This window comes from Micromonospora xinjiangensis, assembly GCF_056150165.1.
The window spans coordinates 89,724-114,087 of sequence record NZ_JAXCFO010000001.1 but is presented as its reverse complement, the minus strand read 5'-3'; the positions used below and the strand labels follow the sequence as shown (position 1 = coordinate 114,087).

Sequence of the window (24,364 nt, the reverse complement as noted above, 5' to 3'; positions counted from 1 at the left end):
CGATGGGTCTGCAACTACCGGGCGAGCTGATCACCGCGCTGGGTTGGATCGGTTACACCTGGCCGGAGTCCGACGAGGAGAAGCTCTTCGAGATGGGGCAGGCGTGGATCGAGTTCGCCGGCCGCATCGGCAGCGCCGCCGGCGAGGTGGACGCGGTCGCCGGCCAGGTCTGGTCGCAGAACGTCGGGCCGGCCATCGCGGCGTTCCAGAAGTGGTGGACCGGTGAGCAGCACGGGCCGCTCGTGCTCCGCGACGGCGCCCAGGCGGCCGTCATCCTGGGCGCCGGGCTGATCATCTGTGCGGCGATCGTGCTCGCCCTGAAGATCGCGGTGATCGTGCAACTGGCGATCCTCGCCTTCCAGGTGGCCCAGGCGATCGCCACGGCCGTGGTCACGTTCGGCGCCTCGCTCGCGGAGATCCCGATCTTCCAGCTGATCACCCGGGAGATCGTCGGAGCGCTGATCGACCAGGTCATCGGGAAGCTGCTCGATGCCTAGCAAGCCGAGGCGCAGTCGGGGCGCGGCCACCAAACCGGCGGCGGGGAAGATCGTCCGCAAGGCCGTCGAGAAGCTGGAGAAGCCCATCGTCCGGGTCAAGGGCCCGGACCGCAGCCTGCCGACGAAGGTGGTGCGGGTGGAGCGGAGGGACTTCCACGCGACCGCCCAGTTCCGCCGCAAGATGGCCGCGCTGAAGAAGCTGAGCGACGAGGGCAAGCTCTACAAGGCCACCAACCCGGTGGAGCGGGACAAGAGCATCACCGACGGCTACAAGGAGCGGATCCGGCAGAAGATCTGGGACAAGTACTGGCCCCACGACAAGGATCTGGCCAACCGGCTCAGCGAACGGCTCAGCGACTACCACCCCGACCACGTCTGGGAACTCCAGCTCGGCGGGCCGGACACCGTCGACAACCTCAAGCTGTTGCATGGTAGAACCAACACGGACATCGGCTCCCAGATCTGGGGGCAGATCCAGAACCTGCCGGACGGGACCCCGATCCGAATAGAGGTAGTGGATTGACCCCCGAGCTTGCACAGCTCCTCGACGAACTGCGGGCCGACCTGGCCGAGGACGTGCCGGCCAGCCTGTCGTACGCCCAGTTCGGCGACCCGGCGTCCGGGGCCGCCGTGCCGGCCGGGCTGCCGGCGGGCCTGCGCGAGTTCCTGCTGGTGGTCGACGGTCTGCGCGCCGGGTCCGTCGAGCTGGCGTCGACGTCCAGGCTCGGCGGCCTCCAGTACCACCTCGACTACGCGCCGGACTTCTCGCCCATCCCGGGCGACAAGGCCGGTTGGCTGGTCGTCGGCACCCGCAGCGACGAGCCGATCTTCATGGAGCGCGAGACCGGCTCGATCTGGTACTTCCCGCCCACCGGCACGGAGTGGTTCATGGGGGACGCCTTCGAGGAGATAGCCCCCGACCTGGACTCGTTCGTGGACTACTACGTCCTCGGGCCGGGCTACGCGGAGTTCGCGAGCCCCGACGACAGGTGGCACCAGTTCCTCGACCGGCAGGGTCTGCTCGACGAGGGCGACGACGCGGAGCAGGAGCAGTGAGCGTCACCCGCGAGCAGCTCACCGCCCTGTGGGGCGAACGCGGTGTCATCTACTTCCCCGACCGGCGGTTCGACGCGATCCTCGGTCCGCTCGGGCCGGAGACGTTCCCGCCGGACGGCGCGCTGCCGGTCGAGGTGCCGATCCTGTTCACGGTCGACGTGACGGCACCCGACGTCGAGCTCTTCTCGACGCTGGCGATCGAGCTGGGAGACGAGGGGCCGCGGCCGTACATCGTCCTGGGCTGTTCGCCCGAGGACCCGATGCTGCTCTTCTGCCTCGACGCGACGGCCGGCGCGGTGCTCCTGCTCGACCTCCAGACGCCCAACCTGGAGACGGTGAACAGCACCTTCGCGGCGTTCGTGGAGTTCCTCTACCGGCTGGGTCAGCTCATCGCCACCGACCCCGGCGGGCGGGAGCGGGCGGTGCGGGCCGCGGCCATCCGCGAGGACCTGCGCACCGTCGACCCGGCCGCCTTCGGCGACCCGGAGTCGTGGTGGAACCTGGCGTTCGACGAGCTGGAGTCGACCCGCTGACCGGTGCCGCGGGCCCGTTCCGCCGACGGTCGGGGTGGGTCGCCGGGCCTTGCCGACGTCTGCCATGCTCTGGGCGGTGACGACCGGTCAGCCCCCCAGACGGCACGCCCACCGCCGCCCCCGTCGCCGCGCGACCCGGGTCGTCGTCGTGCTGGTCGCGGTCGCCGCGGTCGTGGCTGTCGCCGCCCTCGTCGTCCCACTGCTGCGGCCCCCGGGCCCGCGTCCGCTCTTCCAGCTTCCCGTCGCGTGTGGCGAGACGTGGCAGCTCGGCACCTACCCGGGCCACGACGACTACGACGTCGACCTGTTCCCCACCGAGGGTGAGGCGTGGGGGAGGCCGGTGCTGGCGTCGGCCGCCGGCACCGTCACCGTGGCTGGGATCAACGGGTCCCTCGGGGGCCGCACGCCGGAGAACCCGGACGGCCCCCGCGGCCGCGGAGGCGGCTACTGGGTGAAGATCGACCATGGTGGCCGGTGGGAGACGCAGTACCTGCACCTGCTCGAACCGCCGCTCGTGCGGGAGGGCCAGCGGGTGGCCCAGGGCGAGCAGATCGGGCGGCTCGGCAGCACCGGCAACTCCGGTGCGCCGCACCTGCACTACGAGCAGCGCCGGGGCTGGGAGAAGGTCGAGACCTGGTTCGACGGCTCGCCGTCGGGCATCACGAACGACGACCGGGAGTACACGGTCCGGCGGACGAGCAACAACTGCGGCTGAGCGAGCGCCCCGGGCACCGTCACTCGTCCGGGGAGGCGATCCGGCTTCGACGGATCACGCCGATGCGGCGCTTTCGGCCCGTTATGGTGGCAAACGTCCAGAACGTCGGCCCGCCGGAAGTGAGATCATGTCCCACCACCTCGACACCCCGCTCGCCGCGCAGGGCGGCCAGCTCTACCTCGACGACCTGTACGTCTTCGACGGGGAGCGCGGCACCGTGCTCGTCATGGACGTCAACAGCTCGGTGACGGGAGCCGACATCAAGCGGGGCTTCCACCCGGAGGGACGGTACGAGTTCAAGATCCACTTCAACGGCGCGGAGATCGAGGACCTGACCTACCGGGTGGCCTTCGGCGAGCCCGACGCCCAGGCGCGCCAGGAGCTGACCCTGCACGCGCTCACCGCCGCCGAGGCCCGCGACGACGGCGCCACCGGCACCCTGCTCGCCCAGGGCCGCACCGGCGAGGTGGTCGAGGGCAACAACCTGCGCATCTGGGCGGGACGGATCCACGACCCCTTCTACATCGACCTCGACCAGCTCGCCACGGTGAACGACGCGTTCAAGAACGGCGCCGCGCTGGACCGGTCGGCGTGGCGGCCCGAGAACGCGAAGAACACGTTCGCCGGCACCACCGTCGAGTCGATCGTCCTGGAGATCTCCCGGGACGAGCCGATGCTGCGCGACGGGACGCGGATCGGCGTGTGGTGCCGCACCATGCTCGCCACCGACGCCGGCGGGTGGCGGCAGATCAACCGGGCCGGCCACCCCATGATGTGGCCGATCTTCTGGCCCACCGACACCGACTTCTCCAACCCGGCGAACGTCCGCCACCCCTGCGACGACCTGAGCGCCGACGGGGAGGAGATCGCCTCGGCGGTCGCGCGGGTCGTGGCGGCCAACGGAACGGCGCCGGACCCGATGGCGTACGGCTGGAGCGTGGCGCGCGCGGTCTATCCCGACCTGCTGTCATACCAGGTCGGCACAGCGGCGAACTACGGGTTCGCGGTGCGCAACGGGCGGGCCATGGCCGACAACGCCCCCGAGGTGATGTTCTCCCTGGTCCTGAACACGGGCATGACCTCCGGCCTGGGCGCCGACGTGGCCGGCGCCGCCCGGGCCGCGACGTTCCCGTACGTCGTGCCGGCCTGACCGGTCCGCGGCCGCGCCGGCGCCGACCACCGGCGCGGCCACCGCGGGGGGTGACCGCGCCGGCGGGTGCGCGGTGCGTCAGTGGCAGGAGCCGGTGCCGCTGTCGCTGTAGCTCTGACCCGCCACCGGCACGAACTGCCAGTCGTAACTGCTGGCGTGCAGGGTGAACTTCAGCACGCCGTAGGCCGAGCTGTTACGCGCCTCGCTGTTGGGCTGGATGGTGCCGAAGCTGTAGTGGCTGGCACCACCCATCCCGGCGACGAAGCTGCGCAGGCCCCGCGCGGCGTCGTAGCCGCCGTTGGCGTTCATCGGCGCGAACCGCTCGTAGACGTGGTTGTGACCCCAGACCACGACGTCGGCGTTGTGGTCGTAGAGCGCCTGGTAGAGCGGGCGCGTCGACGTCGACGGCGCGTGGTTGGAGCTCGACGTGTAGAGCGGGTGGTGCCAGTACGCCAGTGTGCACGGCTTCGTGCTGGCCGCCAGGTCGTTGCGCAGCCACTGCTCCTGCGCCGACCCCACCGACATGCTGATGTTCGAGTTCAGCGAGACGACGTGCCAGTTGCCGAGGTCGTACGAGTAGTAGCCCCGGCCGCTCGGGCCCGCCTGCGCGCCGAAGTAGTTGTAGTACGGCGTCGCACCCGAGGTGTTGTAGTCGTGGTTGCCCGGCGACGGGCGCGTGCGCGCCTTGTGCCGGCCCCAGGTCGGCTCGTAGTAGGTGTTGAACTCCGACGCGGTGCCGTTGTCGTAGACGTTGTCGCCCGTGGTGAAGACCGTGCCGGCGATGCCGTCGAGCAGCGCCGCCGTGGCCGTGTCGCCGGAGCCGGAGTTGGCGATGTCGCCGACGCCGACGAGGACCGGGTCGCCGGAGGGCGGCGGAGTGGTGGTCCCCGTGGTGACGACCAGCTGCGGCGCGTCCGCGCCGCTCTCCCGGGAGTCGTAGTAGGCGCCGTCGGTGCTGGACGAGGTCGCGCCGAAGCTGAACGTGCCGTTGCCCGTGACCCGGGACGTCACGTCGACCTCGTACCAGCCGTTGGCGCTGACCGCGCCGATCGAGCCCAGCGTCGCGCCGTCGACGGCCGGCTGGTTGTTCCACGTCGTGCCGGTCTCCGACCAGGTCGTGTTCGACATGGCGCGGAACGTGCCGCCGACGCTGCTGCCGTCGTTGCCGCTGATCGTGCGCAGCCGCAGCTTGGCACTGGTGACCGTGCCGCTGACGCCGCTCACCGTGAAGCGCAGGAACATCCGCCGGACCGGCGAGTTGTCGACCACGATCTGGCTCGACGTGCCGTAGTTGGTGGACGCGGCGTCGCTCTGGACGTAGGTGTCGGCGACCGGGGTGAACGTGACGGTCGCCGCCGAGGCCGACGTCGCGCCGGTCAGGACGACGGTGGCGGTGGCGACGAGCAGCACCGCGACCGTCCCCCACGTCACCGGCGGACGAGATGGACGAATACCCATCCGGAAACCCTTCTGTCTCTGAGTAGGTGGCGAGCGGATGGAATGTAGGGAGGTCGATGGACCGACCGGCGACGGTGGGATGAACAACCCGTCGGGACAGGCGAACACCTCGCTGTTGCGCGGATGTTCACCGGGTCCATGCCCGCGCGGCACACACCGTCCGTTGTGGCCGGTCCGCGCGGGCCGCACCATGGTCGACCGTCAACCGCGATCCGGAGGAAGCCCCGTGTACCTGTCGACCGTCACCCGGCCGGTGAGCGACCCGTCCCGGCCGGGCACCGGCCGGTCGGGTCGCCGGGTCGCGGTGGTCAGCGGCAACGTCATCGCGCTCGGCACGGTCAGCCTGATCACCGACGTCTCCGCCGAGATGGTCACGGCGGTGCTGCCGCTCTACCTGGTGCTGGGCCTGCAACTCAGTCCGCTGGCCTTCGGTGTCCTCGACGGCGTCTACACGGGCGCGACGGCCGTGCTGCGGGTCGTGGGCGGCTTCGTCGCCGACCGGTTCCGGCGGCGCAAACTCGTGGCGGGCCTCGGCTACGCGCTCTCCGCGGTGGCCAAGCTGGGCCTGCTGCTCGCCGGGCGCTCGGTGCCGGCCATCGGCGCGGTCATCGCCGTCGACCGGCTCGGCAAGGGCGTACGCAGCGCGCCCCGCGACGCCCTCATCACCTCCTCCACAGCGCCGGAGTCGCTCGGCCGGGCGTTCGGGGTGCACCGGACGATGGACAGTGTCGGCGCGTTCCTCGGGCCGCTGGTGGCGATGGCGGTGCTGCTGGCCGTCGGCCAGTCCTACGACGCGGTCTTCGTGACCAGCTTCTGCATCGCCGCCCTGGCCGTCGTCGTGCTCGTCCTGTTCGTCCGCGAGCGCCCGCCGGACGCCGCGCACGCGGCCCCCGGCGAGGGCACGGCCACGACGGCGGAGGATCCGGCCGTCTCGCTCCGCGAGGCGTTCGGCCTGCTGCGCGACCAGGCGCCCCGCCGGCTCGTCCTGGCCGCCGCGCTGCTCGGGCTGGCCACCGTCGGGGACGGCTTCGTGTACCTGCTGTTGCAGCGCCGGGAGAACCTCGCCCTCACCTGGTTCCCGCTGCTCGCGGTCGGGACGAGCCTCGTGTACCTGCTGCTGGCGACCCCGCTCGGCCTGCTCGCCGACCGGATCGGCCGGCTGCCCGTGGTGCTCGGCGGGTACGCGGCGCTCGGCGTGACCTACCTGCTGCTCGCCGGCCCGGTCGGCGGCTGGCCGCTGCTCGCGCTGGCGTTGGGCCTGTACGGCCTGTTCTACGCGGCCACCGACGGTGTGCTCGTCGCGCTCGCCGGGCCGGTGCTCCCGCCGCGACTGCGCACCACGGGCATCGCGCTCGTGCAGACCGGGCAGGCGCTCGCGTACCTCGTCTCGTCGGTCCTGTTCGGACTCGCCTGGCAGGCCTGGGGGCCGGCGGCCGCGGTGCGGGTCGCGGCCGGCGCCGTCCTGGCCGTCCTGCTCGTCTCGGTGCTGCTGCTGCGCCCCGCTCACCGCCTCGTTCCCCGGAAGGTGTCCCGATGACCACGCTGCCGACCCGAGTGAAGGTGCTGGTGGCCGCGGCCTCGGCCGTGCTCCTGGGAGGCGTGGCGGCCGGCTACGCCGCTCTCGCCGCCGCTCCCGCCGCGCCCGTCACGGACGCCGCGCCGGATGCCGGCACGGTCACCCTCGACCCGGGGCCGCGTCTGCTCACGATCACCGACCGGCACGTCGCCTCCGTCGCGACGGCGGACCCGTCGGGTCCGCGCGCCGTGTCGACGCTGGAGTGCCTGCGCGTCTACGCCGCGGCCGGCACCGGCGTGTGTCTCGGGCCGGAGAACGCCTGGTCGTACCGGCTGATCGTGCTGGACGCCGCGCTGCGCCCCCAGCGTTCGTTCGCCGTCCCCGGCCTGCCGAACCGCGCCCGCGTCTCCGCGTCCGGGCGCATGGTCTCCTGGACGACGTTCGTGGGCGGGGACTCCTACACGGCCAGCGGCTTCTCCACGCGTACCGGCATCCTGGACGCCCGGGCCGGGACCACGGTGATGTCGCTGGAGGAGTTCGCGGTCACCCGCGACGGTCGGCCGTACCGCAGCGCGGACGTCAACTACTGGGGTGTCACCTTCACCGCCGACGACAACACGTTCTACGCGACCATGTCCACCGGCGGGAGGCGGTACCTCGTGCGGGGCGACTTCGCCGCCCGGACGGTCGAGACGCTCAAGGAGAACGTCGAGTGCCCGTCGCTGTCACCCGACGGCACGCGGATCGCGTTCAAGGAGGCGATCGGCGCGGACCCGGGCAGGGGTTGGCGTCTCTCGGTGCTCGACCTCGCGACCCTGCGGGTGACCGCCACCGCCGAGACCACCAGCGTCGACGACCAGGCGGCCTGGCTGGACGGTGGGACGCTGGCCTACACCCTGCGTCAGGACGACGGCCGTCCGGACGTGTGGGCGGTGCCCGCGGACGGTTCCGGCGCGCCGCGCCTGCTGGTGCCCGGGGCGGAGTCCCCGTCCCCGCTGTCCTGACGGGCGTCCGGGCTGGCACGTGCGCCGGCCCGGACCGTCCCCGTCCCGTGCGCGGCCGGACCGCTGCCGCCGCCGCGGGTCGTGCGCGCCGGCCCGCCGTAGGCCGCTCGGCGGCGTCTCAGGCCGCCTCGGCGACCAGCCCGTCGACCAGCTCGCGCGGCAGCCCGTGGGTGTCGTGCAGGTAGCGGTAGTCCGCGTCCCGCAGCGGGCCACGGGACAGGTAGCGGGAGACGACCGTTCGCCCCCGGCTCAGCAGCGCCCGGAACCGCCGCTCCTCGTCCAGCAGCACGCCGCGCAGCTCGTCGACGCCCATGTCCTGCCGGAACCGGTCGAGCGTCCGGCCGAAGGGCTCGTCGGGCAGGTCCCCGATGCTCCGCGACGGGTCCTCGCGCCACAGGGCGGTGAGCGTACGGCGGACGAGGCGACGCAGCACGTACCCGCGACCCGTGTTCCCGGGGCGCACCCCGTCGCCGATGACCACGACGCTCGACCGCAGGTGATCGCAGACGAGGCGAAGGGTCTCCTCGTCCGGCTGCCACAGACCGCCCACGCCGCGCACCCAGGGCGTGAAGGCCTCGCCCTCGAAGACCGAGCGGTGCCCGTGCAGCACCATCTCCAGGCGCTCCAACCCCATCCCGGTGTCGACGTTGCGGCGGCGCAGCGGCTCCAGCCGGCCGTCGCCGTGGCGGTGGTAGCGCATCCCCACGTGGTTCCACACCTCCATCCACCGCTCGTCCGTCCCCGGGGTGCCGCTCGGTGGGCCGTCACCCGTCCAGACGAAGATCTCCGAGTCGGGGCCGCAGAGGCCCGTGGGCCCGTTCGACCACCAGTTCTCCTGGCCGGTCAGCTCCACGGGCACACCGAGATCGCGCCAGACCTCCCGCGCGCCGTCGTCCGGACCGACCTGCCCGTCGCCGCCGAAGACGGTGGCGTGCAGCCGGTCGTGGGGGATGCCGAAGCCGTCGCGCAGCAGCTCGTAGCCCCAGCGCAGGCTCTGCGGGTTGTCGTAGTCGCCCAGGGACCACGAACCGAGCATCTGGAACACGGTGAGGTGGGTGGAGTCGCCGACCTCGTCGAGGTCGGTGGTGCGGAGACTGCGCTGCACATTCACCAGCCGGCGACCCAGCGGGTGCTCCCGCCCCTCCAGGTAGGGGGTCAGCGGGTGCATCCCGGAGGTGGTGAACAGCACCGGGTCGTCCGGTGGGCGGACCAGCGAGCTCTCCGGGAGCAGCAGGTGGCCGCGCTCCCGGTAGAAGTCGACGAACGTGCCGATGATCTCGTCGGGTGACATGGTGGGCCTTTCGGGTCGGAGCGACCGGAAAGGTCCGCGGGCACGCGGGGCGAGCACGGAGAAGAGAATGCCGGCGGACCGTTTCCGGTCGCCGGCGGACTTCAGGAGATCAGGCTGCGGCGACCGTCGAGCGGGTAGCTCGCGCGGCCGCGGCGGTGGAAAGCCGGGTGATCTCCATGTCCTGCACTGTAGCTCGCCACCGCGCCGGCGCCCACTCCGTTTGCGGTGCACGCCGGCGCGGGCCCCGGAGCGGGGAGGTGGATCTCCCGCGCACGACGAGGGGCCGCCGCTCTCCGCAGGGAGAGGGGCGGCCCCTCGCGCCGTGCCGATCTCAGAGGACCCCGGCGGGGAACCTCTCCCAGACGCGGTGGCCCGCCATCAGCTGCTGCACCGCGGCGAACGCGTCCGTTCCCGAGTCGGCGGTGACCACGCCGGGGGTGCCGGTCACACCGGCCCGGTCCAGCACGCCGACGCCGGGGCCCCACGCCCCGACGGCCTTGGCGTGCCGCCAGACCTCCTCGACGAGGAGCAGCACCCGCGGGTCCACCGTCGCCGAGTCGGCCGCGCCGGCCTTGGCGTCGCGGGCGGGCAGCGCGTCCGGGGCGGGTGCCGGGGCGCCGGCCAGCAGCAGCGCGTCGAACTCGACCGACCGGGCCGTGGCGAAGGTCCGCTGCACGGGCAGCCCGCCCACCTCGCCGCCGCGCGGGGCGATCAGGAGGGGCACCATGCCGGCGGCGAGCACGGCGCGGCGTACCTGGTCGACGTCGTCGAGGTCGGCTTCCGGGTCGACCACGACGCCCACCATCCGGCCGTCACCCGGCCACTCCCGGCCCAGCTGGGACAGCGCGGGGCTCGGCGTGACGTCGGCGAGTGGCAGGGTCGGCTCCGGCGCGGGCAGGCCCAGCCCGGTGGCGACCTGGGCGCACAGCACCGGGTCGATGTTGGCGAGGCAGCGCAGCTGCCGCTCCTTGATCGCCTGGTGGTAGCACTTGCCCAGCTCGAAGGTGTACGCCCGGATGATGTGCTCCTTCTCGACGGGGGACATGCTCAGCCAGAACAGGCGGGCCTGGCTGAAGTGGTCGTCGAAGGAGGCGGGGTTCGCGCGTACCTTCGGCGCCTCCGTCACCGTGACCGGGACGTCCACGAACGCGCCGTCGTCCACTCCGGCGGGGAACGGGTTGCCGCCGTCGAGCGAGTTCGGCCGGTACGGTGCGACGCCGGCGTGGACGGCGTGCTGGTGGAAGCCGTCGCGGAGCATGTCGTTCACCGGTGCGTGCGGACGGTTGACCGGGATCTGCGGGTAGTTCGGCCCGCCGAGCCGGGTCAGCTGGGTGTCGACGTACGAGAAGAGGCGGCCCTGCAGCAGCGGGTCGTTCGTGACGTCGATGCCCGGCGGCAGGTGGCCGGGGTGGAACGCGACCTGCTCGACCTCGGCGAAGAAGTTCGTGGGCGTCCGGTTGAGGACCAGGCGTCCGATCGGCTGCACCGGCGCCAGCTCCTCGGGCACGATCTTCGTGGGGTCGAGCAGGTCGATACCGGCGAAGGTCTCCTCCGGGGTGTCGGGGAAGACCTGGATGCCCAACTCCCACTCGGGGAACGCGCCGGCCTCGATCGCGTCGTAGAGGTCGCGGCGGTGGAAGTCCGGGTCGATGCCGCCCAGCATCTGTGCCTCCTCCCAGGTCAGGGAGTGCACGCCGAGCTTCGGCTTCCAGTGGAACTTGGCCAGCGCCGTCTCCCCGGCCGCGTTGACCAGCCGGAACGTGTGTACGCCGAAGCCCTCCATCATCCGGTACGAGCGCGGCACGCCCCGGTCGGACATGTTCCACATGGCGTGGTGCTGCGCCTCGGTGTGCAGCGAGACGAAGTCCCAGAACGTGTCGTGGGCGCTCTGTGCCTGGGGGATCTCGCGGTCGGGGTGCGGCTTGCCGGCGTGGATGATGTCGGGGAACTTGATGGCGTCCTGGATGAAGAAGACCGGGATGTTGTTGGCGACCAGGTCGAACGTGCCCTCGTCGGTGTAGAACTTCGTGGCGAAGCCGCGCGTGTCGCGGACCGTGTCGGCCGAGCCGCGCGAGCCGAGCACGGTGGAGAAGCGTACGAAGACGGGCGTCTCCCGGCCCTTGGCGAGGAAGGCGGCCTTCGTGACCCCCTCGGCGGTGCCGTATCCGGTGAACACGCCGTGCGCCCCGGTGCCGCGGGCGTGCACGACGCGCTCGGGGATGCGCTCGTGGTCGAAGTGGGTGATCTTCTCGCGGAGGTGGTGGTCCTGGAGCAGGACCGGGCCGCGCGGGCCGGCCTTCAGGGAGTGGTCGGTGTCGCGCAGCCGGGCCCCCTGCGAGGTCGTGAGGAACGCCCCCTGCTGGCCGTTCGCGGTCGCCGGGGCGCCGGTCTCCGCACCGGTCGGCGTGCGGGTCTGCGGTGCGCCCTGCTCCTTCTTCGGCGGCAACGGGTCGTGCGGGGTGGTCGGCTCCGCCACGGGCGGCGGGGCGCTGCCGGGCGCGCCGGGGAGATCCGGGGTGAGGATGTCGGCCACCTTCTCCGCGGCGGCCTCGACGGCGTCCCTGACCGCCTTGGCGGGCTTGCTGGAATCCATCTGGGCGGGTCCCTCCATGGAGCTGCTGGGAGCGTGCTCCGTACGCCCTACCCCCGGCAGGAGCGGGCAAAACGGACCAGACGGCGCGCCGCCCGCCGTTTTCTGTCGGTGCCCGGGCATAGCGTGGGCGGCGTCGGACCGGCGACGAGGACCAAGCAAGCCACGAGGACCAAGCAAGCCACGAGGACCAGGAGTGACCCATGACCACACTGCCCGGCCGCAGCCACACCGCGCTGCTCGTCATCGACGTGCAGAACGGGGTGGTGGCCAACGCCCACAACCGCGACGAGGTCATCAAGAACATCAACACCCTGCTCGCCCGGGCGCGTGCGGAGGACGTCCCGGTCATCTGGGTGCAGCACTCCGACGACGAGCTCGAGCACGGCAGCGAGAGCTGGCGTTACGTGCCGGAGCTGGTCCAGGGCGAGGGGGAGCCGCTGGTCCACAAGCACTACGGCGACTCGTTCGAGGGCACCGACCTGGAGGCCCTGCTCGCGGAGCGCGGTGTGGGCCGGCTCGTGGTCACGGGTGCCCAGACCGACGTGTGCATTCGCTCGACCATGCACGGGGCGTTCGTCCGGGGTTACGACGTGACCCTCGTCGGCGACGCCCACACGACGGAGGACCTGAGCGCCTACGGGGCGCCGCCGCCGGCCCAGGTGATCGCTCACACCAACCTCTACTGGCAGTGGCAGAGCGCGCCCGGCCGCACCGGTGGCACCGTCGACACGGCGGCCGTCACCTTCGCGCCGAGCGCCGGCTGAGGCGGGCGGGCCGGGATCCGGGGCCCGGCCGACGATGCGGTCGTCGGCCGGCCGCCGGGGTGCTCGCGGCGGTCAGGCCGGCAACGGGGGGGTCTCCGGCGGTGTCGTGGGCGAGTCGAGCCACGCGTCGATGAGCGCGGTGAAGTCGTGGCCGGTCGCCCGGTTGACGTACGCGGTGAAGGACGCGCGGGTCTGGGTGGTGTGCCTGTTCTCCTGCACCCAGCCCCGCGCCAGCGCGAAGAACCGCTCGTCGCCGAGGGCCTGGTGCAGCTGTCGGAGCATGGCGGCCGGGCAGGTGTAGTGGTTGGCCGAGCCGAACTCGGCCGCGTCCGGCTTTCCCGGCGGGCCGAACTGCTTGCGCAGGTCGGCGTCGCGCTCCCGGCTCTGCTCCACGAAATCGGTGTCGCTGATCCTGAGCTTCTCCTTCTGGTAGAGGTTCTGCGCGTACAGGGCCCACCCCTCGCTGAGCCAGAGATCGGTCCAGTCGGTGGGGGTGACCGCGTTGCCGAACCAGTGATGGGCGTACGCGTGCAGGACGGTGGCGTCGAAGCGTTCGTCGCCGGTCAGCAGGAAGACGTCACCGAGGGTCACCATCTGCTGGGTCTCCACGGCCGAGGCCGACTCCACCAGCACGAGCCCCGCCGAGTCGAACGGGTACCGGCCGAAGCGCTGCTCCAGCCACGCCAGGTAGCCCGGCGACCGCCGCAGCACCGGCAGGGACGTCGCCTGGTCGGGTCGGTACCAGTAGGTGACCGGGATGCCCCGCGGCCCCGTGTCGACGGCCTTCTCGTACTCGCCGACCGCGAGGGTGGTGAGGTACGACGCCACCGGCACCGTGCTCCGGTAGCGGAAAGTGTCGCCCTCCTGCCCGACCGGCGTTCCGCTGGCGATGCCCGCCCAGCCCTTCGGCACGGTCACCGCGATGTCGTAGAGCGCCTCGTCGGAGGGGTGGTCGTTCGCCGGATACCAGGTGAAGGCGCCGAACGGCTGCTGCATCGTCCGGAGCGCGCCGCTGTCGTCGACCGTCAGTCCGAGCGGGTGCGCGTCGCCGCGCCCCGACGGCATCGGGGTCGTCGACGGCCGGCCGTGGTAGGCGACCACGAGGGTGAGGGGGCGCTCGGCCGTCACCGGGGTCCGCACGACGAGCTTCTCCCGAGCGGAGACGCTGCCCCGGACCGCCCTGCCGTCCAGCGTCAGGGCGTCGATCGCGTACGGCTTGAAATCGAGGCTCAGCGACGGCGCGTTCCGGGTCGGCCGGATGCGCAGCGTCGCGGTGCCGGTGAGGGTACGGTCGGCGGCGGACCAGGTCAGCTCCAGCCCGTAGTGGAGCACGTCGATCGCGGCGTTCCCGCGCTCCGGGTAGAGCGGGTCGACGACCGGGTTCGACCGGCCGGCGGCCCAGGCCGCGTACGGGCCGGCCGCCGTGCCCGGGCCGGCGTGCGCCACCGGTGCGGGCGCGGACGGGAGATCCGCCGTGCAGCCGGCGAGAAGGGCGGCGGCCAGCAGGAACACGCCGGGTCGGTGTCGCAACGTTCCTCCAGGGCTCGGGGCGAGCTGTACGAGCCTTGAACGGGCCACGACCTGCCCCGGGTTGCCCCGCGCGGCGTGTCGGTCGGGTGACATCTGCCGGCGGCCGGTTGCCGGACGCGCTCCGGCCGGGGCGCCGTCGCCCCGCCAGCGGGGCGACGGCGCGCGCGGTTCACCGGTCGAGCAGGTCCGTCACGGCTTTCGTGAACTCCGCCGGCTGCTCCAGGTGCCCGAAGTGGCCGCTCTGCCCCAACACCGCCAGGTGCGAGCCCTTGATGCCCTCGTGCAGCTGCTCGGCCCACCGCGTCCCGCAGATGAAGTCGTGTGACCCGACGATCACCACGGTCGGCGCGGTGATCTCGCCGAGGCGGTCCCGTACGTCGAACGGCGTCGGGTCCTGCGCCGACGCCGGCTCGGCCCACGCCCGGACGGCCGCCTGGAACGGGGCGAACTCGTCGCGGCGCCCCCAGAAGTCCGCGAAGTAGACCGGGAGGGCCGCGCGCAGGGCGGCGCTGAGAGCGTCGTCGTCGGTCGCGCTGACGGCCCGCTCGAAGGCGGCCGGGACGGCGGCGGCCTCCGGGTGCCCCGGGTGGCGCTGCGGGTAGGCGACCACCCCGGCCATGGCGTCGGCCCAGAACTCGGCGCCGGTGACCGGTGAGGTGTCGTAGAGGGCGAGGCCGGCGACGCGCTCCGGGTGCTCCAGCGCGTACCGCTGGACGACGAAGCCGCCGTACGAGTGCCCGAGCAGGTGCACCCGGGGCTCACCGAGGTGCGTGACGAGAGCGTCCAGGAAGCGGACGTAGGTGGACATGCGGTAGTCGTCCCGGCTGCCGAGGCGGCCGGAGGCGCCCGTGCCGACCGGCTCCACGTACACCATCGTGAAGTGCTCCTCGAGGCTCGGCATCCGCAGGTACGCCCACTCGATGCCGGGCCCGCCGGAGTGCGCCACGCAGATGGGGCCGCTGCCCGCTACGTGGTAGACCTGCCGGACGCCGTCGACGCTGACCTCGTGCTCACCCGGGGTGAGCGGTGCGGCGTGGCTGGTGGAACCCATGACTGTCTCCCGATCCGTGGCCCGCCCGGCTGGGCCGGGCGGGAACGTGCTGTTGGCGTGGACCGGATGCACGGGCCGGGTGGAAAGTTCGCCGGGCGAGGGAGATTTTTCTCAGGCCGCGGCCGGCTCGCGCCGCTCGCGGGGCGGCGCCGGGTGGAACAGGGTCATCCGTCGCACGCGCCCCTCGCGCAGCTCCTGCACCCAGATCGCGCCGGGCGGGCAGTGGTCCGGGTCGTCGGGCGGGCTGATCAGGTCGGTTTCCCAGATCAACAGGTCGCGGCTGCCCACGACGTTGCACAGCCGCTGCCGTACGCCGTCGTCGAGGTCCTTCGTCATGCCGCGGACGGCGAACGCGCGGTCGCCCCGGAGGCCGCCCGCGGGCACGATCATCTCGGCGTCGGGCCACCAGGTGTCGCGTACCACCCGCTCGAACTCGCCGCGCATGGCCGCGGCCAGCACGTCCCGGCCCTCACGCCACCGGGCGTCGGCGGTCGCGGCCGCGTCGGCGTGGGCCACGGCGGCCGACGAGCGCAGCCCGTCGGTGAGGGCCCGGCGGGCGTGGTTCAGACGGCTGCGGACGGTGCCGACGGGCACGCCGCACAGGGCCGCGATCTGGTCATACGAGGAGGCGTCGCTGAAGTAGCGCAGCAGGACGACCAGCCGGTCGGGCTCGGAGAGCTGGTCGACGGCGTGCCACACCCAGTCGCGCAGGGCGCCCCGGTCCAGCTCCTCCTCGGGGGTCGGGGTGTCGGCGGGTGGGGTGAACCACTCCGGCTCGGCCACCGGCAGCGGCCTGACCGCCCGCAGTGTCATCCGGGCGTTGTTCCGGACGATCGCCCGCAGCCAGGAGCCGACGGCCGCCGGGTCGCGGACGTCGCCGACGCGCCGGAGGGCGACCACCATGGCGTCCTGCACCGCGTCCTCGGCCTCGGGCCGGTGACCGAGCAGGCTCAGGGCGACCGCCCGCATCCCGGCCTCGTGCCGGGCCAGCAGCACGCCGAGCGCCGCCGCGTCGCCCGACTGGGCGAGGCGGACGAGTTCCGCGTCGTCGAAGGTGGCGCTCATCCTCACCTGCTCCGGTCGGCGGGCACGAGCCCCGGCGGCGCCGGGCCCCGTCGAGTATGCCCGGGTCGTCCGGGCGTACCCCGGGCACGCGGGGGAGCGTGCCCAGGTTCACGGAGCGGCCTGTGTCGTTCCTCTCGCCCCCGGTGAACCCGGAATTACTTGTTCCCGCAAACAAACTGCGTGAGGATGCTCAGAGGTTTCCATCGATACGAGGAGGGTTTCCATGCGTCGAAACGGAGCGAGGATCGGGGCGGCCCTAGCCGCGTCCGCGTTGATGGCCGTCGGTCTCGGTGTCGCGACGTCGCCCGCCTCGGCCGCCTCGTCCGAGCCGTCCGGTCTCACCTTCTACACGACGAACTTCGGCGCGGAGGTGGCGCACGTCGACGTGCCGACCGGTGAGTGCACCCCGCTGCCGCCGACGGCGGGCGCCCACGTCGGCTGGAGCGGGTTCACCGACGTCGTCCTCTACCAGACCGCCGACTGCACCGGGTGGGCCGTGCACACCGGCACCCTACGGACGTACACCGCCGGAAAGTACCTGAGCTACCGCGCCTTCTGACGCCGGGGCCGCCGACGGGGCGAGCCTGCGCCCCGTCGGCGGCCGGCCCGGCCGCGGCGGGACGGGCGGCCGCCGCGCGACCGGCGGGTGACGCAGGTCAGACGGCCACGGTCAGCCGGACGGTCACCGTCTCGCCCGCGTCGATCCCCTCGGCCCTGCGCACCGAGGTCCGCACCGGCACCAGGTAGCGCCCGTCCTTAGGGAACAGGGAGGTCGCCCACGTCGTCGCGCCGATGTGGGCGGTGACCGGGATCATGCCCCAGCCGTAGCTCACCACCCCGGCGGTCGCCGCCAACTCGCGGCACGCCTCCTCCGGCACCGTGACGAAGTGCCAGGGCGCGGGCCCCTTCCAGAACCACACCTCGCCGCTGAACTCCAGCTCCATCGGTTCAGCCTAGGAGCCGGACGCGCCCGGGTGGGGGACGGCACGGGCGCCCGGGCCGTCGGGACGGACGACGACCCGGGCGACCGCGAGTCCACTCAGGCCGTGTCCACCCGGACGCCGGGCCGGTCGCTCTCCACGACGAAGCTGGCGCGGGTGGAGACCGGCGCGCCCTGCTCGGTCACGTACGGCACGACCCGGTAGTCGGTCCGCCACTGCCGATGGTCGAGCTCGCAGCGCACGTAGCCACGCCGGGCGTTGTAGAACTTCATGTGCGGGTTGCTGGCCAGCCACTCGTTGCCGCGCCCGTCCATGTCCGCACCGTCGCCGCCCGAGGTGATCGAGGTGCCGAGAAACTCGACCCCGACGGTGCGGGACGACGGGTCGTCGAAGTTCTGCTTGAGCTCCGCGACCATGCTGCAGTGCGCGTCGCCGGTGACCACCACCATGTTGCGCACGCCGCGCTCGACCACGCCGTCGAAGAGACGCTGCCGCGCCGCCGGATAGCCGCTCCAGTTGTCGTCCGAGAGCGTCTTGCCGGGGCCGGGGTCCCGGTCCGCCTCGGCGATCACCGTCTGGTTGCCCAGCACGTTCCAGCGCGCCCGCGACGCGGCCAGGCCGTCGAGCAGCCACTTCTCCTGCGCACCGCCGAGCATCGTGCGGGACGGGTCGTCCCCGCCCGTGGGCACCTGGTCGGAGCGGTACTGCCGGCCGTCGAGGATGTTGAACTCGGCGAGGTTGCCGTACCGGAGCCGGCGGTACAGGCGCATGTCGGGGCCGTGCGGGATGCTGATCCGCCGCAGCGGCATGTGCTCGTAGTACGCCTGGTAGGCCGCCGCCCGGCGGACGCGGAACTCCTCCGGCGACTGCGCCGCGTCCTCCGACGTCCCGTCGGCGTAGTTGTTCTCCACCTCGTGGTCGTCCCAGGTGACCGCCCACGCGAACCGGGCGTGCGCCAGTTGGAGGTCCGGGTCGGTCTTGTACTGGGCGTGCCGGATCCGGTAGTCGGTCAGCGAGAAGATCTCGGCGGCGGGCAGGTGCGGACGGCCGATCGTGCCGGCGGCCGCTCCCTCGTAGATGTAGTCGCCGAGGTGCAGGACGAGGTCGAGGTCCTCCTCCGCCATGTGCCGGTAGGCGGTGAAGTGCCCGGCCGGCAGGTTCTGGCAGGACACGAAGCCGAAGGCGAGCCGCCGCCGGTCCGCGCCGTGCGCGGGTGCGGTGCGGGTCCGCCCGACCGGGCTGAGCTGGTTGCCCACCCGGAACCGGTAGTAGTACTCGCGGTCGGGGCACAGGCCGGTGACCTCGGCGTGCACCGAGTGGCCGAGCTCCGGGGTGGCGCGCTCCGCGCCGGCGCGGACCACCCGCCGGAACCGCTCGTCCTCGGCGACCTGCCACGAGACGGGGACGACCCGTCGCGGCATCCCACCGAGGCCGTCGACGGCGAGCGGGTCCGGCGCGAGGCGGGTCCACAGGACGACGCCGTCGGGAAGCGGATCGCCGGAGGCGACCCCGAGGGAGAACGGGTTGTCGGTGAAGGCGGGGTCGGCCCAGGCCGGTGCCGACGAGAAGCCGGCGATGGCCGCGGCCACGCCTGCTCCGGTCGCACCCGTCAGCCCGAGGAAGGCGCGTCGATGGAGATGGGGCATGCGACGGTCCCTTCAGGACGCTGGAGAAAACTACCGTCACCGATTCTTTGGGCGAAGATTGCCGTCGGGTGGCCGTACGGGGACCTGCGGCGTACGGGCCGGGGCACATCTGATCACCGGTCGCCCGCTGGTGGGATTCCGGCGGCGCGGTGATTGCCGGGCCAGGCGTCGTCAACCCGACGAGCGTCGACGGCCAGTCCCCGACGACGCGGGCGGGGGGACGGTGGAAAGATGGCGCCGGTGTGGGGAGTCGTGGGGGTCGGGAAGCGGCGGCTGGCCGCCGGTGCGCTGACCGTCCTCGCGGTCGTGGCGTCGCCCGCTCCGGCGCCCGCGGCGCCGACGCCCAGCGCGGCGCCGGGCCGGCCCGTCTGCGAGGTGCGCGACGAGCGGCTGACCGAACTCTCCGGGTTGGTCGCGACGGAGGACGGGTTCGTCGCCGTGAACGACGGGGCGGACAACGAGGCACGCCGGCGGATCTTCTTCCTCGACTGGGACTGCGCGGTCGGACGGGAGGTGCGCTATCCGTCACCGCCCCGGGACACGGAGGATCTGGCCGTCGGCCCGGACGGCACCGTCTGGGTGGCGGACATCGGGGACAACGACCGCTCCCGCACGACGATCGCGGTGTGGCGGTTGGCGCCGGGGGCCGACCGCCCCGTGCTGCACCGGATGACCTACCCGGACGGCCCGCACGACGCCGAGGCGATGCTCGTGACCGGTGACGGCCGGCCCGTGATCGTGACGAAGTTCTCGGGCAACCTGTACGCCCCGACCGCCGCCCTCCGGGCCGACGCGACGGTGCCGCTGGCGAAGGTGGGGCAGGTGCGAATGCCGCCGTCCACGACGTCCAATCCGTACGGACTGCTCGGGCGGACGGCGGTCACCGGCGGCGCCACCGCGCCCGACGGACGCCGGGTCGTGCTGCGCACCTACGCCGACGCCGTCGAGTTCGACGTGGCCGGCGGAGACGTGGTCGCCGCGTTGACCGGCGGTGCCACCCCCCGGGTCACGCCGCTGCCCGACGAGCCGCAGGGCGAGTCGATCACCTACAGCACGGACGGCCGGTCCCTGCTCACCGTCTCCGAGACCGCCGACCAGCCGCCGGGCACGCGGCCGAAGATCCTGCGCTACCCGGTGCCGGGCGCGGCGTCGACCACCCCGTCGTCCAGGCCGGATACCGCGGCGGCGTCCACCCCGGCCGGCGCCGCGCCGCGCGCGGCGGCCAGCGATCGGGACGACGGTCGCGGTGGTACGGCGATCGGCGCGGCGGTCGCCGGTGGGCTCGGGGCGGCTCTCCTGGCGGGGCTGCTCCTGGCGCTGCGCCGCCGGCGGAGCCGAGCCGGCTGACCACGCGCCGCCGAGCGTCCCCGGCGCCGGGCCGAGCAAAGGGGATATCCAGCGCAGATGGGGCGGATAGGCTGCTTCGGTGGAGCGACAGAGCCGCCCGGACGTCGGGTCCGGTCTCGTGGCCCCGGCGCGGCGGTCGAGTTGGCTCGAACTCTTCTTCGACCTGGTCTTCGTCGTCGCCGTCTTCCAGCTCGGCGGGCTCCTGAACGAGAACCCGTCGCCCGGCGGCGTGCTGGTCTTCGCGGGGCTGCTGACCACGATCTGGTGGCTCTGGTTCAGCTTCTCCTACTTCGCGGACCTCTTCGACGACGACCGTCCGCCGAGCCGGTTCGCGCAGCTGACCGCGATGCTCGGCGTGCTGGCCCTGGCCGCGTCGCTCGACCGCGGGGTGGCCGCGCACTCGGCCCGGTACGCGGTGCTGTACGGGCTGCTGCTCGTCCTGCTGACCGGCATGTACGGGGTCGTCGGCTGGCGGCGGCCGGCGGCCCGGGAGTTCTGCTGGTGGAACGCCGCGGGGTTCCTGCTCGGCGCGGCGCTCTGGTTCGGCTCCCTGCCGGCTCCCACGCCGCTGCGGTACGCGCTCTGGGGTGTCGGGTTGGCGGTCAACGCCGCGGTGGCCGGGCCGCTGGCGTACGCCCGCTCGGGTCGGGCGCCGGTCCAGCAGTCGCACATGCCGGAGCGGTTCGGGCTGTTCACCATCGTCGTCCTCGGCGAAGCGGTGCTGGCGGTGGCGAACGGGATCGGGGACACGGGTTGGCAGCCGGCGGCCGTGGTGGTCGGCCTCGGCGGCTTCGTCATCGCCTGCGGCATCTGGTGGGTCTACTTCGCCTCCACGTTCGACCCGGAGGCGGGCAACCGGGCGGTGCGTGCCGGCCGGAGCCTGGTGATCCGCAGCTACCTCTACGCGTACGGCCACCTGCTGGTGTACGGCTCGATCGTGGCGTCCGGGGTGGCGGTCGAGGTGGCGGCGCGGGAGGCGGTGCACGGCGGTCACGGTGTGGCGGGGCCGCTGCTGGGCGGGAGTCAGCTGACCCTGATGCTCGGCTGCGTGGTGGTCTACCGCGGGTTCGACGTGCGGGTCAGCCGTCGGGTCGCGTACGCCCAGGTGGGCCTCGTCGTGGCGGCCCTGCTGATCGGACTGGGCGGGTTGCCGCCGGTGGCGACGGTGCTGCTCGTCGCGCTGGCCTGGGTCACCCTCGCGGTGATCGAGTGGAGCGCTCCACCGGTCTGGCGACGCTGAGGGCCGGCCGGTCAGCGTCCCGCGTCGAGCGCGGCGTCGGCGGGGGCGACCGCCGCGAGCGCGGCGCGCACCACGTCGAGCAGCGGCCGGTCCGGGTGCTCGGTCCAGACCTGGACGGCGACGCGCACGGTGGTCAGGAACGTCGCCGCGAGGACCCGGGCCCGTAGCGTCGCGTCGTCACCGCGCAGCCGGTGCGCCAGCTCCGCGGCCACCTCCCGCTCGACCGTCGCGTAGACCGCGACCTGGTGCGCCGCGAGGGTGGGGTGCCCGCGCAGTTGGCGGCGCTGCGCCAGCCACTCCGCGTCGGCGTCCAGGTACGCCTCCTCGGTGAGCCGCAGCGCCGCCCGGGTCAGCACCGTCCAGGGCTGCTCGTCGGCGGGCTGTTCGCGGATCAGCTCCAGCAGGCGGTGCAGCCGCACCGTGTCCCCGTGGAAGATCGCCTCTTCCTTGCTGGAGAAGTAGTTGGAGAACGTCCGCCGCGAGACGTTCGCCGCGTCGGCGATCGCCTCCACGGTCACGCGATCGAACCCCTGGTCGATCGAGAGTCGTAGGGCGGCCTCGTGCAGGGCCAGGCGGGTCGCCGCCTTCTTGCGTTCCCGCAGCCCCGGGGTCTCGTCCATGACCTGAACGGTACGTGACGCACTTCTCAAGGCGCAAACTTGCCTGCTGGGCAAGTTTTGTAGATGCTTGCATGAGGCAACCATCTGTCGGCCGGGGGAGGACGTGTGGGCAACGACGTTCGCGAACTCGTGCACCGTTTGCACGATCTCCTCCGCAGCGTCCGGTTGGTGAAGCAGCGGCGCGCCGAGGAGCGACCGGCCGTGCCGGTGGGCCTGGTCGGCATCCTTCTGCAGATCGACCGGCTCTCCAGCGGCTGCCACGCGCGGGAGCTGGCGCAGCGGGTCCGGCTGGATCCGTCGACCGTCAGCCGCGCGGTCGCCGCGCTCAGCTCCCACGGCCTGATCGAGCGACGCCCCGATCCGGACGACAAGCGCGCCCAGGTCCTCGCGCTCACCGCCGAGGGCCGGACGGCCATGACCGACACCTACGACTGGTACGCCGGGCTGCTGGCACGGGCCCTCGCCGACTGGACGCCCGACGAGGTGGCCGCGCTCAGCGCCGGGCTGCACCGACTCACCCGCGACATCGAGGTCGCCCTCGCACCACACCACGACAATCTGGAGGCCGCGCGATGAGCGCACCCACCACAACGGCCGGCGTCGAGCCGATGACGCACCGGCGGACGCTCGAAGCACTGAGCGGTCTGCTGCTGGTGCTCTTCGTCGCGATGCTGAGCAGCACCGTCGTCTCGACGGCGCTGCCGAAGATCATCGGCGCGCTGAACGGATCGCAGACCCAGTACACCTGGGTGGTCACCGCGACCCTGCTCACCGCCACGGCGACCACCCCCATCTGGGGAAAGCTCGCCGACCTGTTCAACAAGAAGCTCCTGATCCAGCTCGCCATCGTCGTCTTCCTGCTGGGCTCGATCGTCGCCGGCTTCGCGCAGAGCGCCGGCCAGCTGATCGCCGCCCGCGCGTTCCAGGGCATCGGGGTCGGCGGTCTGCAGGCCCTCGTCCAGGTGGCGATCGCGGCGATGATCCCCCCGCGTGAGCGAGGCCGCTACAACGGCTACCTCGGTGGCGTGATGGCTCTCGCCACGGTCGGTGGGCCGCTGCTCGGCGGCGTCATCGTCGACACCTCCTGGCTCGGCTGGCGGTGGTGCTTCTTCGTCGGCGTGCCCGTCGCCATCATCGCGCTGGTCCTGCTCCAGGCCACGCTGCGGCTGCCCCTGGTGCGCCGGGACAACGTGAAGATCGACTACCTGGGCGCGTTCCTGATCGCCGCCGGCGTGAGCGTCCTGCTGATCTGGATCTCGTTCGTGGACAGCTCGTTCGCCTGGGTCTCCTGGCAGAGTGCCGCCATGGTCGGCGGCTCGGTGATCCTGCTCGCCCTGGCGATGTGGGTCGAGTCGCGGGCGGCCGAGCCGGTTGTCCCGCTGTCGATCGTCCGCGAGCACACCACGGCGCTCGCCATCCTCGGCAGCCTCGCGGTCGGCATGGCCATGTTCGGCGGTGCGGTCTTCCTCGGCCAGTACTTCCAGATCGGTCGCGGCTACAGCCCCACCGAGGCCGGGCTGCTCACCATCCCGATGATGGCCGGCGTGCTGCTCTCCTCGATCGTCGCCGGCCGGCTCATCACCCGCACCGGCAAGATCAAGCCGTACATCGTGGCGGGCTCGATCGTCCTCGTCGCCGGCTTCGCCCTGCTCGGCACCATCGACCACGAGACGTCCCTGCTGATCGTGGGCGCCGCCATGTTCATCGTGGGCACCGGCGTCGGTCTGACCATGCAGAACCTGGTCCTCGCCGTGCAGAACACGGTCGCGCTCAAGGACATCGGCGCGGCCAGCTCGAGCGTCGCGTTCTTCCGGTCGCTCGGCGGCACCATCGGCGTGTCGGTGCTCGGCGCCGTCCTGGCCCGCCGCGTCACCGACCAGATCACCCACGACCTGGCCGCCGCCGGTGTGCCCGCCTCCAGCGGGGGTGGGAGCAGCAACCTCAACATCACGGCGCTGCCCGACGCGATCCAGCACATCGTCCGCGCCGCGTACGGCGACGCCACCGGGCACATCTTCCTCATCTCGGCGGCCATCGCCGTGGTCGGGGTCATCGCCGCGGTGCTGCTCAAGCCGGTCACCCTGCGCACCAGCCTCGACCTGCCGGACGCCGCCCGCTCGGCGGCCGTCGCCGCCGACGCCGTCGACGGCGCCCCGGCCTTCGACGAGGTGACCATCGACGACGCGCCGGAGCGGGCGGCCACCCGCCGCTGACCGCCGACGCGCCGACCGGGGCCGCCCACCGTACGACGGTGCGGCGGCCCCGGCCCGTCTCGGACACCCACCTCGGCCCGGCCCCTCACCCGGCCCGGACCGGCCCGCCACCCTGATCGGGACGCGGTCTGTCC

The 24,364-nt window shown here is 72.8% G+C and carries 23 protein-coding genes; 14 read left to right on the top strand and 9 right to left on the bottom strand.

What is annotated here, in order from left to right; all coding sequences use genetic code 11:
• Positions 1–2: 2 nt before the first annotated feature.
• The 6 genes from SM573_RS00535 to SM573_RS00510 all read left to right on the top strand — a co-directional run bounded on the left by SM573_RS00535 (position 3) and on the right by SM573_RS00510 (position 3,951).
• Positions 3–497, top strand: a complete 495-nt coding sequence (locus SM573_RS00535) for a WXG100-like domain-containing protein (protein WP_474612166.1) — start codon at positions 3–5, stop codon at positions 495–497.
• Positions 490–1,020 (top strand): endonuclease, encoded by a 531-nt coding sequence (locus SM573_RS00530; RefSeq protein ID WP_474612165.1) that lies wholly within the window; start codon positions 490–492, stop codon positions 1,018–1,020. Before SM573_RS00535 ends, SM573_RS00530 begins: the two co-directional genes overlap by 8 nt.
• Positions 1,017–1,553, top strand: coding sequence for an SUKH-4 family immunity protein (locus tag SM573_RS00525; protein ID WP_474615161.1), 537 nt, complete (start codon positions 1,017–1,019; stop codon positions 1,551–1,553). Before SM573_RS00530 ends, SM573_RS00525 begins: the two co-directional genes overlap by 4 nt.
• A complete protein-coding gene (locus SM573_RS00520) occupies positions 1,550–2,086 on the top strand; it encodes an SUKH-4 family immunity protein (RefSeq protein ID WP_474612163.1) in 537 nt (178 codons plus the stop codon). Before SM573_RS00525 ends, SM573_RS00520 begins: the two co-directional genes overlap by 4 nt.
• 64 nt (positions 2,087–2,150) lie before the next feature.
• On the top strand, positions 2,151–2,801 hold the full coding sequence (locus SM573_RS00515; protein WP_474612468.1) for a M23 family metallopeptidase: 651 nt from the start codon (positions 2,151–2,153) through the stop codon (positions 2,799–2,801).
• 127 nt (positions 2,802–2,928) lie between these two features.
• Positions 2,929–3,951, top strand: coding sequence for a DUF4331 family protein (locus SM573_RS00510; RefSeq protein WP_474615160.1), 1,023 nt, complete (start codon positions 2,929–2,931; stop codon positions 3,949–3,951).
• A gap of 78 nt (positions 3,952–4,029) precedes the next feature.
• Here SM573_RS00510 and SM573_RS00505 read toward each other — a convergent pair whose 3' ends face one another.
• On the bottom strand, positions 4,030–5,382 hold the full coding sequence (locus SM573_RS00505) for a CBM96 family carbohydrate-binding protein (protein ID WP_474612161.1): 1,353 nt from the start codon (positions 5,380–5,382) through the stop codon (positions 4,030–4,032).
• Positions 5,383–5,635: 253 nt separating this feature from the next.
• Between SM573_RS00505 and SM573_RS00500 the strand changes: the two genes are divergently transcribed.
• Both SM573_RS00500 and SM573_RS00495 read left to right on the top strand, forming a co-directional pair.
• Positions 5,636–6,946 (top strand): MFS transporter, encoded by a 1,311-nt coding sequence (locus SM573_RS00500; RefSeq protein WP_474615159.1) that lies wholly within the window; start codon positions 5,636–5,638, stop codon positions 6,944–6,946.
• Entirely contained in the window at positions 6,943–7,929 is a 987-nt protein-coding gene (locus SM573_RS00495) for a TolB family protein (protein ID WP_474612159.1), read from the top strand. Before SM573_RS00500 ends, SM573_RS00495 begins: the two co-directional genes overlap by 4 nt.
• Positions 7,930–8,047: 118 nt before the next feature.
• On the opposite strand, the gene SM573_RS00490 is transcribed toward SM573_RS00495, so the two are convergent.
• Together SM573_RS00490 and SM573_RS00485 are read right to left on the bottom strand one after the other, a co-directional pair.
• Positions 8,048–9,220, bottom strand: coding sequence for an alanine--tRNA ligase-related protein (locus SM573_RS00490; protein ID WP_474615158.1), 1,173 nt, complete (start codon positions 9,218–9,220; stop codon positions 8,048–8,050).
• A 331-nt stretch (positions 9,221–9,551) separates the two neighbouring features.
• The gene (locus SM573_RS00485) at positions 9,552–11,813 is read right to left on the bottom strand and encodes a catalase (RefSeq protein WP_474615157.1); all 2,262 of its coding nucleotides are present in this window, start codon (positions 11,811–11,813) and stop codon (positions 9,552–9,554) included.
• Between the two features lie 200 nt (positions 11,814–12,013).
• Between SM573_RS00485 and SM573_RS00480 the strand changes: the two genes are divergently transcribed.
• Positions 12,014–12,577 carry a cysteine hydrolase family protein gene (locus tag SM573_RS00480; RefSeq protein WP_474615156.1) on the top strand — a complete coding sequence of 188 codons (564 nt, stop codon included), beginning with the start codon at positions 12,014–12,016 and terminating at the stop codon, positions 12,575–12,577.
• A gap of 72 nt (positions 12,578–12,649) precedes the next feature.
• Here SM573_RS00480 and SM573_RS00475 read toward each other — a convergent pair whose 3' ends face one another.
• The 3 genes from SM573_RS00475 to SM573_RS00465 form a co-directional block, all read right to left on the bottom strand.
• Positions 12,650–14,107, bottom strand: a complete 1,458-nt coding sequence (locus SM573_RS00475) for a M1 family metallopeptidase (protein WP_474615155.1) — start codon at positions 14,105–14,107, stop codon at positions 12,650–12,652.
• A gap of 169 nt (positions 14,108–14,276) precedes the next feature.
• A complete protein-coding gene (locus tag SM573_RS00470) occupies positions 14,277–15,158 on the bottom strand; it encodes an alpha/beta fold hydrolase (protein WP_474612154.1) in 882 nt (293 codons plus the stop codon).
• A gap of 111 nt (positions 15,159–15,269) precedes the next feature.
• A complete protein-coding gene (locus SM573_RS00465; protein ID WP_474615154.1) occupies positions 15,270–16,223 on the bottom strand; it encodes an RNA polymerase sigma factor in 954 nt (317 codons plus the stop codon).
• A 223-nt stretch (positions 16,224–16,446) separates the two neighbouring features.
• On the opposite strand from SM573_RS00465, the gene SM573_RS00460 reads away from it, so the two are divergent.
• Complete coding sequence (locus SM573_RS00460; RefSeq protein WP_474612152.1) at positions 16,447–16,782, top strand: hypothetical protein; 336 nt, start codon at positions 16,447–16,449, stop codon at positions 16,780–16,782.
• A gap of 97 nt (positions 16,783–16,879) precedes the next feature.
• Here SM573_RS00460 and SM573_RS00455 read toward each other — a convergent pair whose 3' ends face one another.
• The gene (locus tag SM573_RS00455; protein ID WP_474612151.1) at positions 16,880–17,167 is read right to left on the bottom strand and encodes a DUF1905 domain-containing protein; all 288 of its coding nucleotides are present in this window, start codon (positions 17,165–17,167) and stop codon (positions 16,880–16,882) included.
• A 95-nt stretch (positions 17,168–17,262) separates the two neighbouring features.
• On the bottom strand, positions 17,263–18,810 hold the full coding sequence (locus SM573_RS00450; protein WP_474615153.1) for an alkaline phosphatase D family protein: 1,548 nt from the start codon (positions 18,808–18,810) through the stop codon (positions 17,263–17,265).
• Positions 18,811–19,041: 231 nt separating this feature from the next.
• Between SM573_RS00450 and SM573_RS00445 the strand changes: the two genes are divergently transcribed.
• On the top strand, positions 19,042–20,157 hold the full coding sequence (locus SM573_RS00445) for an SdiA-regulated/phytase-like domain-containing protein (protein ID WP_474615152.1): 1,116 nt from the start codon (positions 19,042–19,044) through the stop codon (positions 20,155–20,157).
• 79 nt (positions 20,158–20,236) lie between these two features.
• Complete coding sequence (locus SM573_RS00440; protein WP_474612148.1) at positions 20,237–21,397, top strand: low temperature requirement protein A; 1,161 nt, start codon at positions 20,237–20,239, stop codon at positions 21,395–21,397.
• An 11-nt stretch (positions 21,398–21,408) separates the two neighbouring features.
• On the opposite strand, the gene SM573_RS00435 is transcribed toward SM573_RS00440, so the two are convergent.
• Positions 21,409–22,017, bottom strand: coding sequence for a TetR family transcriptional regulator (locus SM573_RS00435; protein WP_474612147.1), 609 nt, complete (start codon positions 22,015–22,017; stop codon positions 21,409–21,411).
• Positions 22,018–22,122: 105 nt separating this feature from the next.
• Between SM573_RS00435 and SM573_RS00430 the strand changes: the two genes are divergently transcribed.
• Together SM573_RS00430 and SM573_RS00425 are read left to right on the top strand one after the other, a co-directional pair.
• Positions 22,123–22,593 carry a MarR family winged helix-turn-helix transcriptional regulator gene (locus tag SM573_RS00430; RefSeq protein ID WP_474615151.1) on the top strand — a complete coding sequence of 157 codons (471 nt, stop codon included), beginning with the start codon at positions 22,123–22,125 and terminating at the stop codon, positions 22,591–22,593.
• Positions 22,590–24,230 carry an MDR family MFS transporter gene (locus SM573_RS00425; RefSeq protein WP_474612145.1) on the top strand — a complete coding sequence of 547 codons (1,641 nt, stop codon included), beginning with the start codon at positions 22,590–22,592 and terminating at the stop codon, positions 24,228–24,230. Before SM573_RS00430 ends, SM573_RS00425 begins: the two co-directional genes overlap by 4 nt.
• The last annotated feature ends 134 nt before the right edge of the window (positions 24,231–24,364 follow it).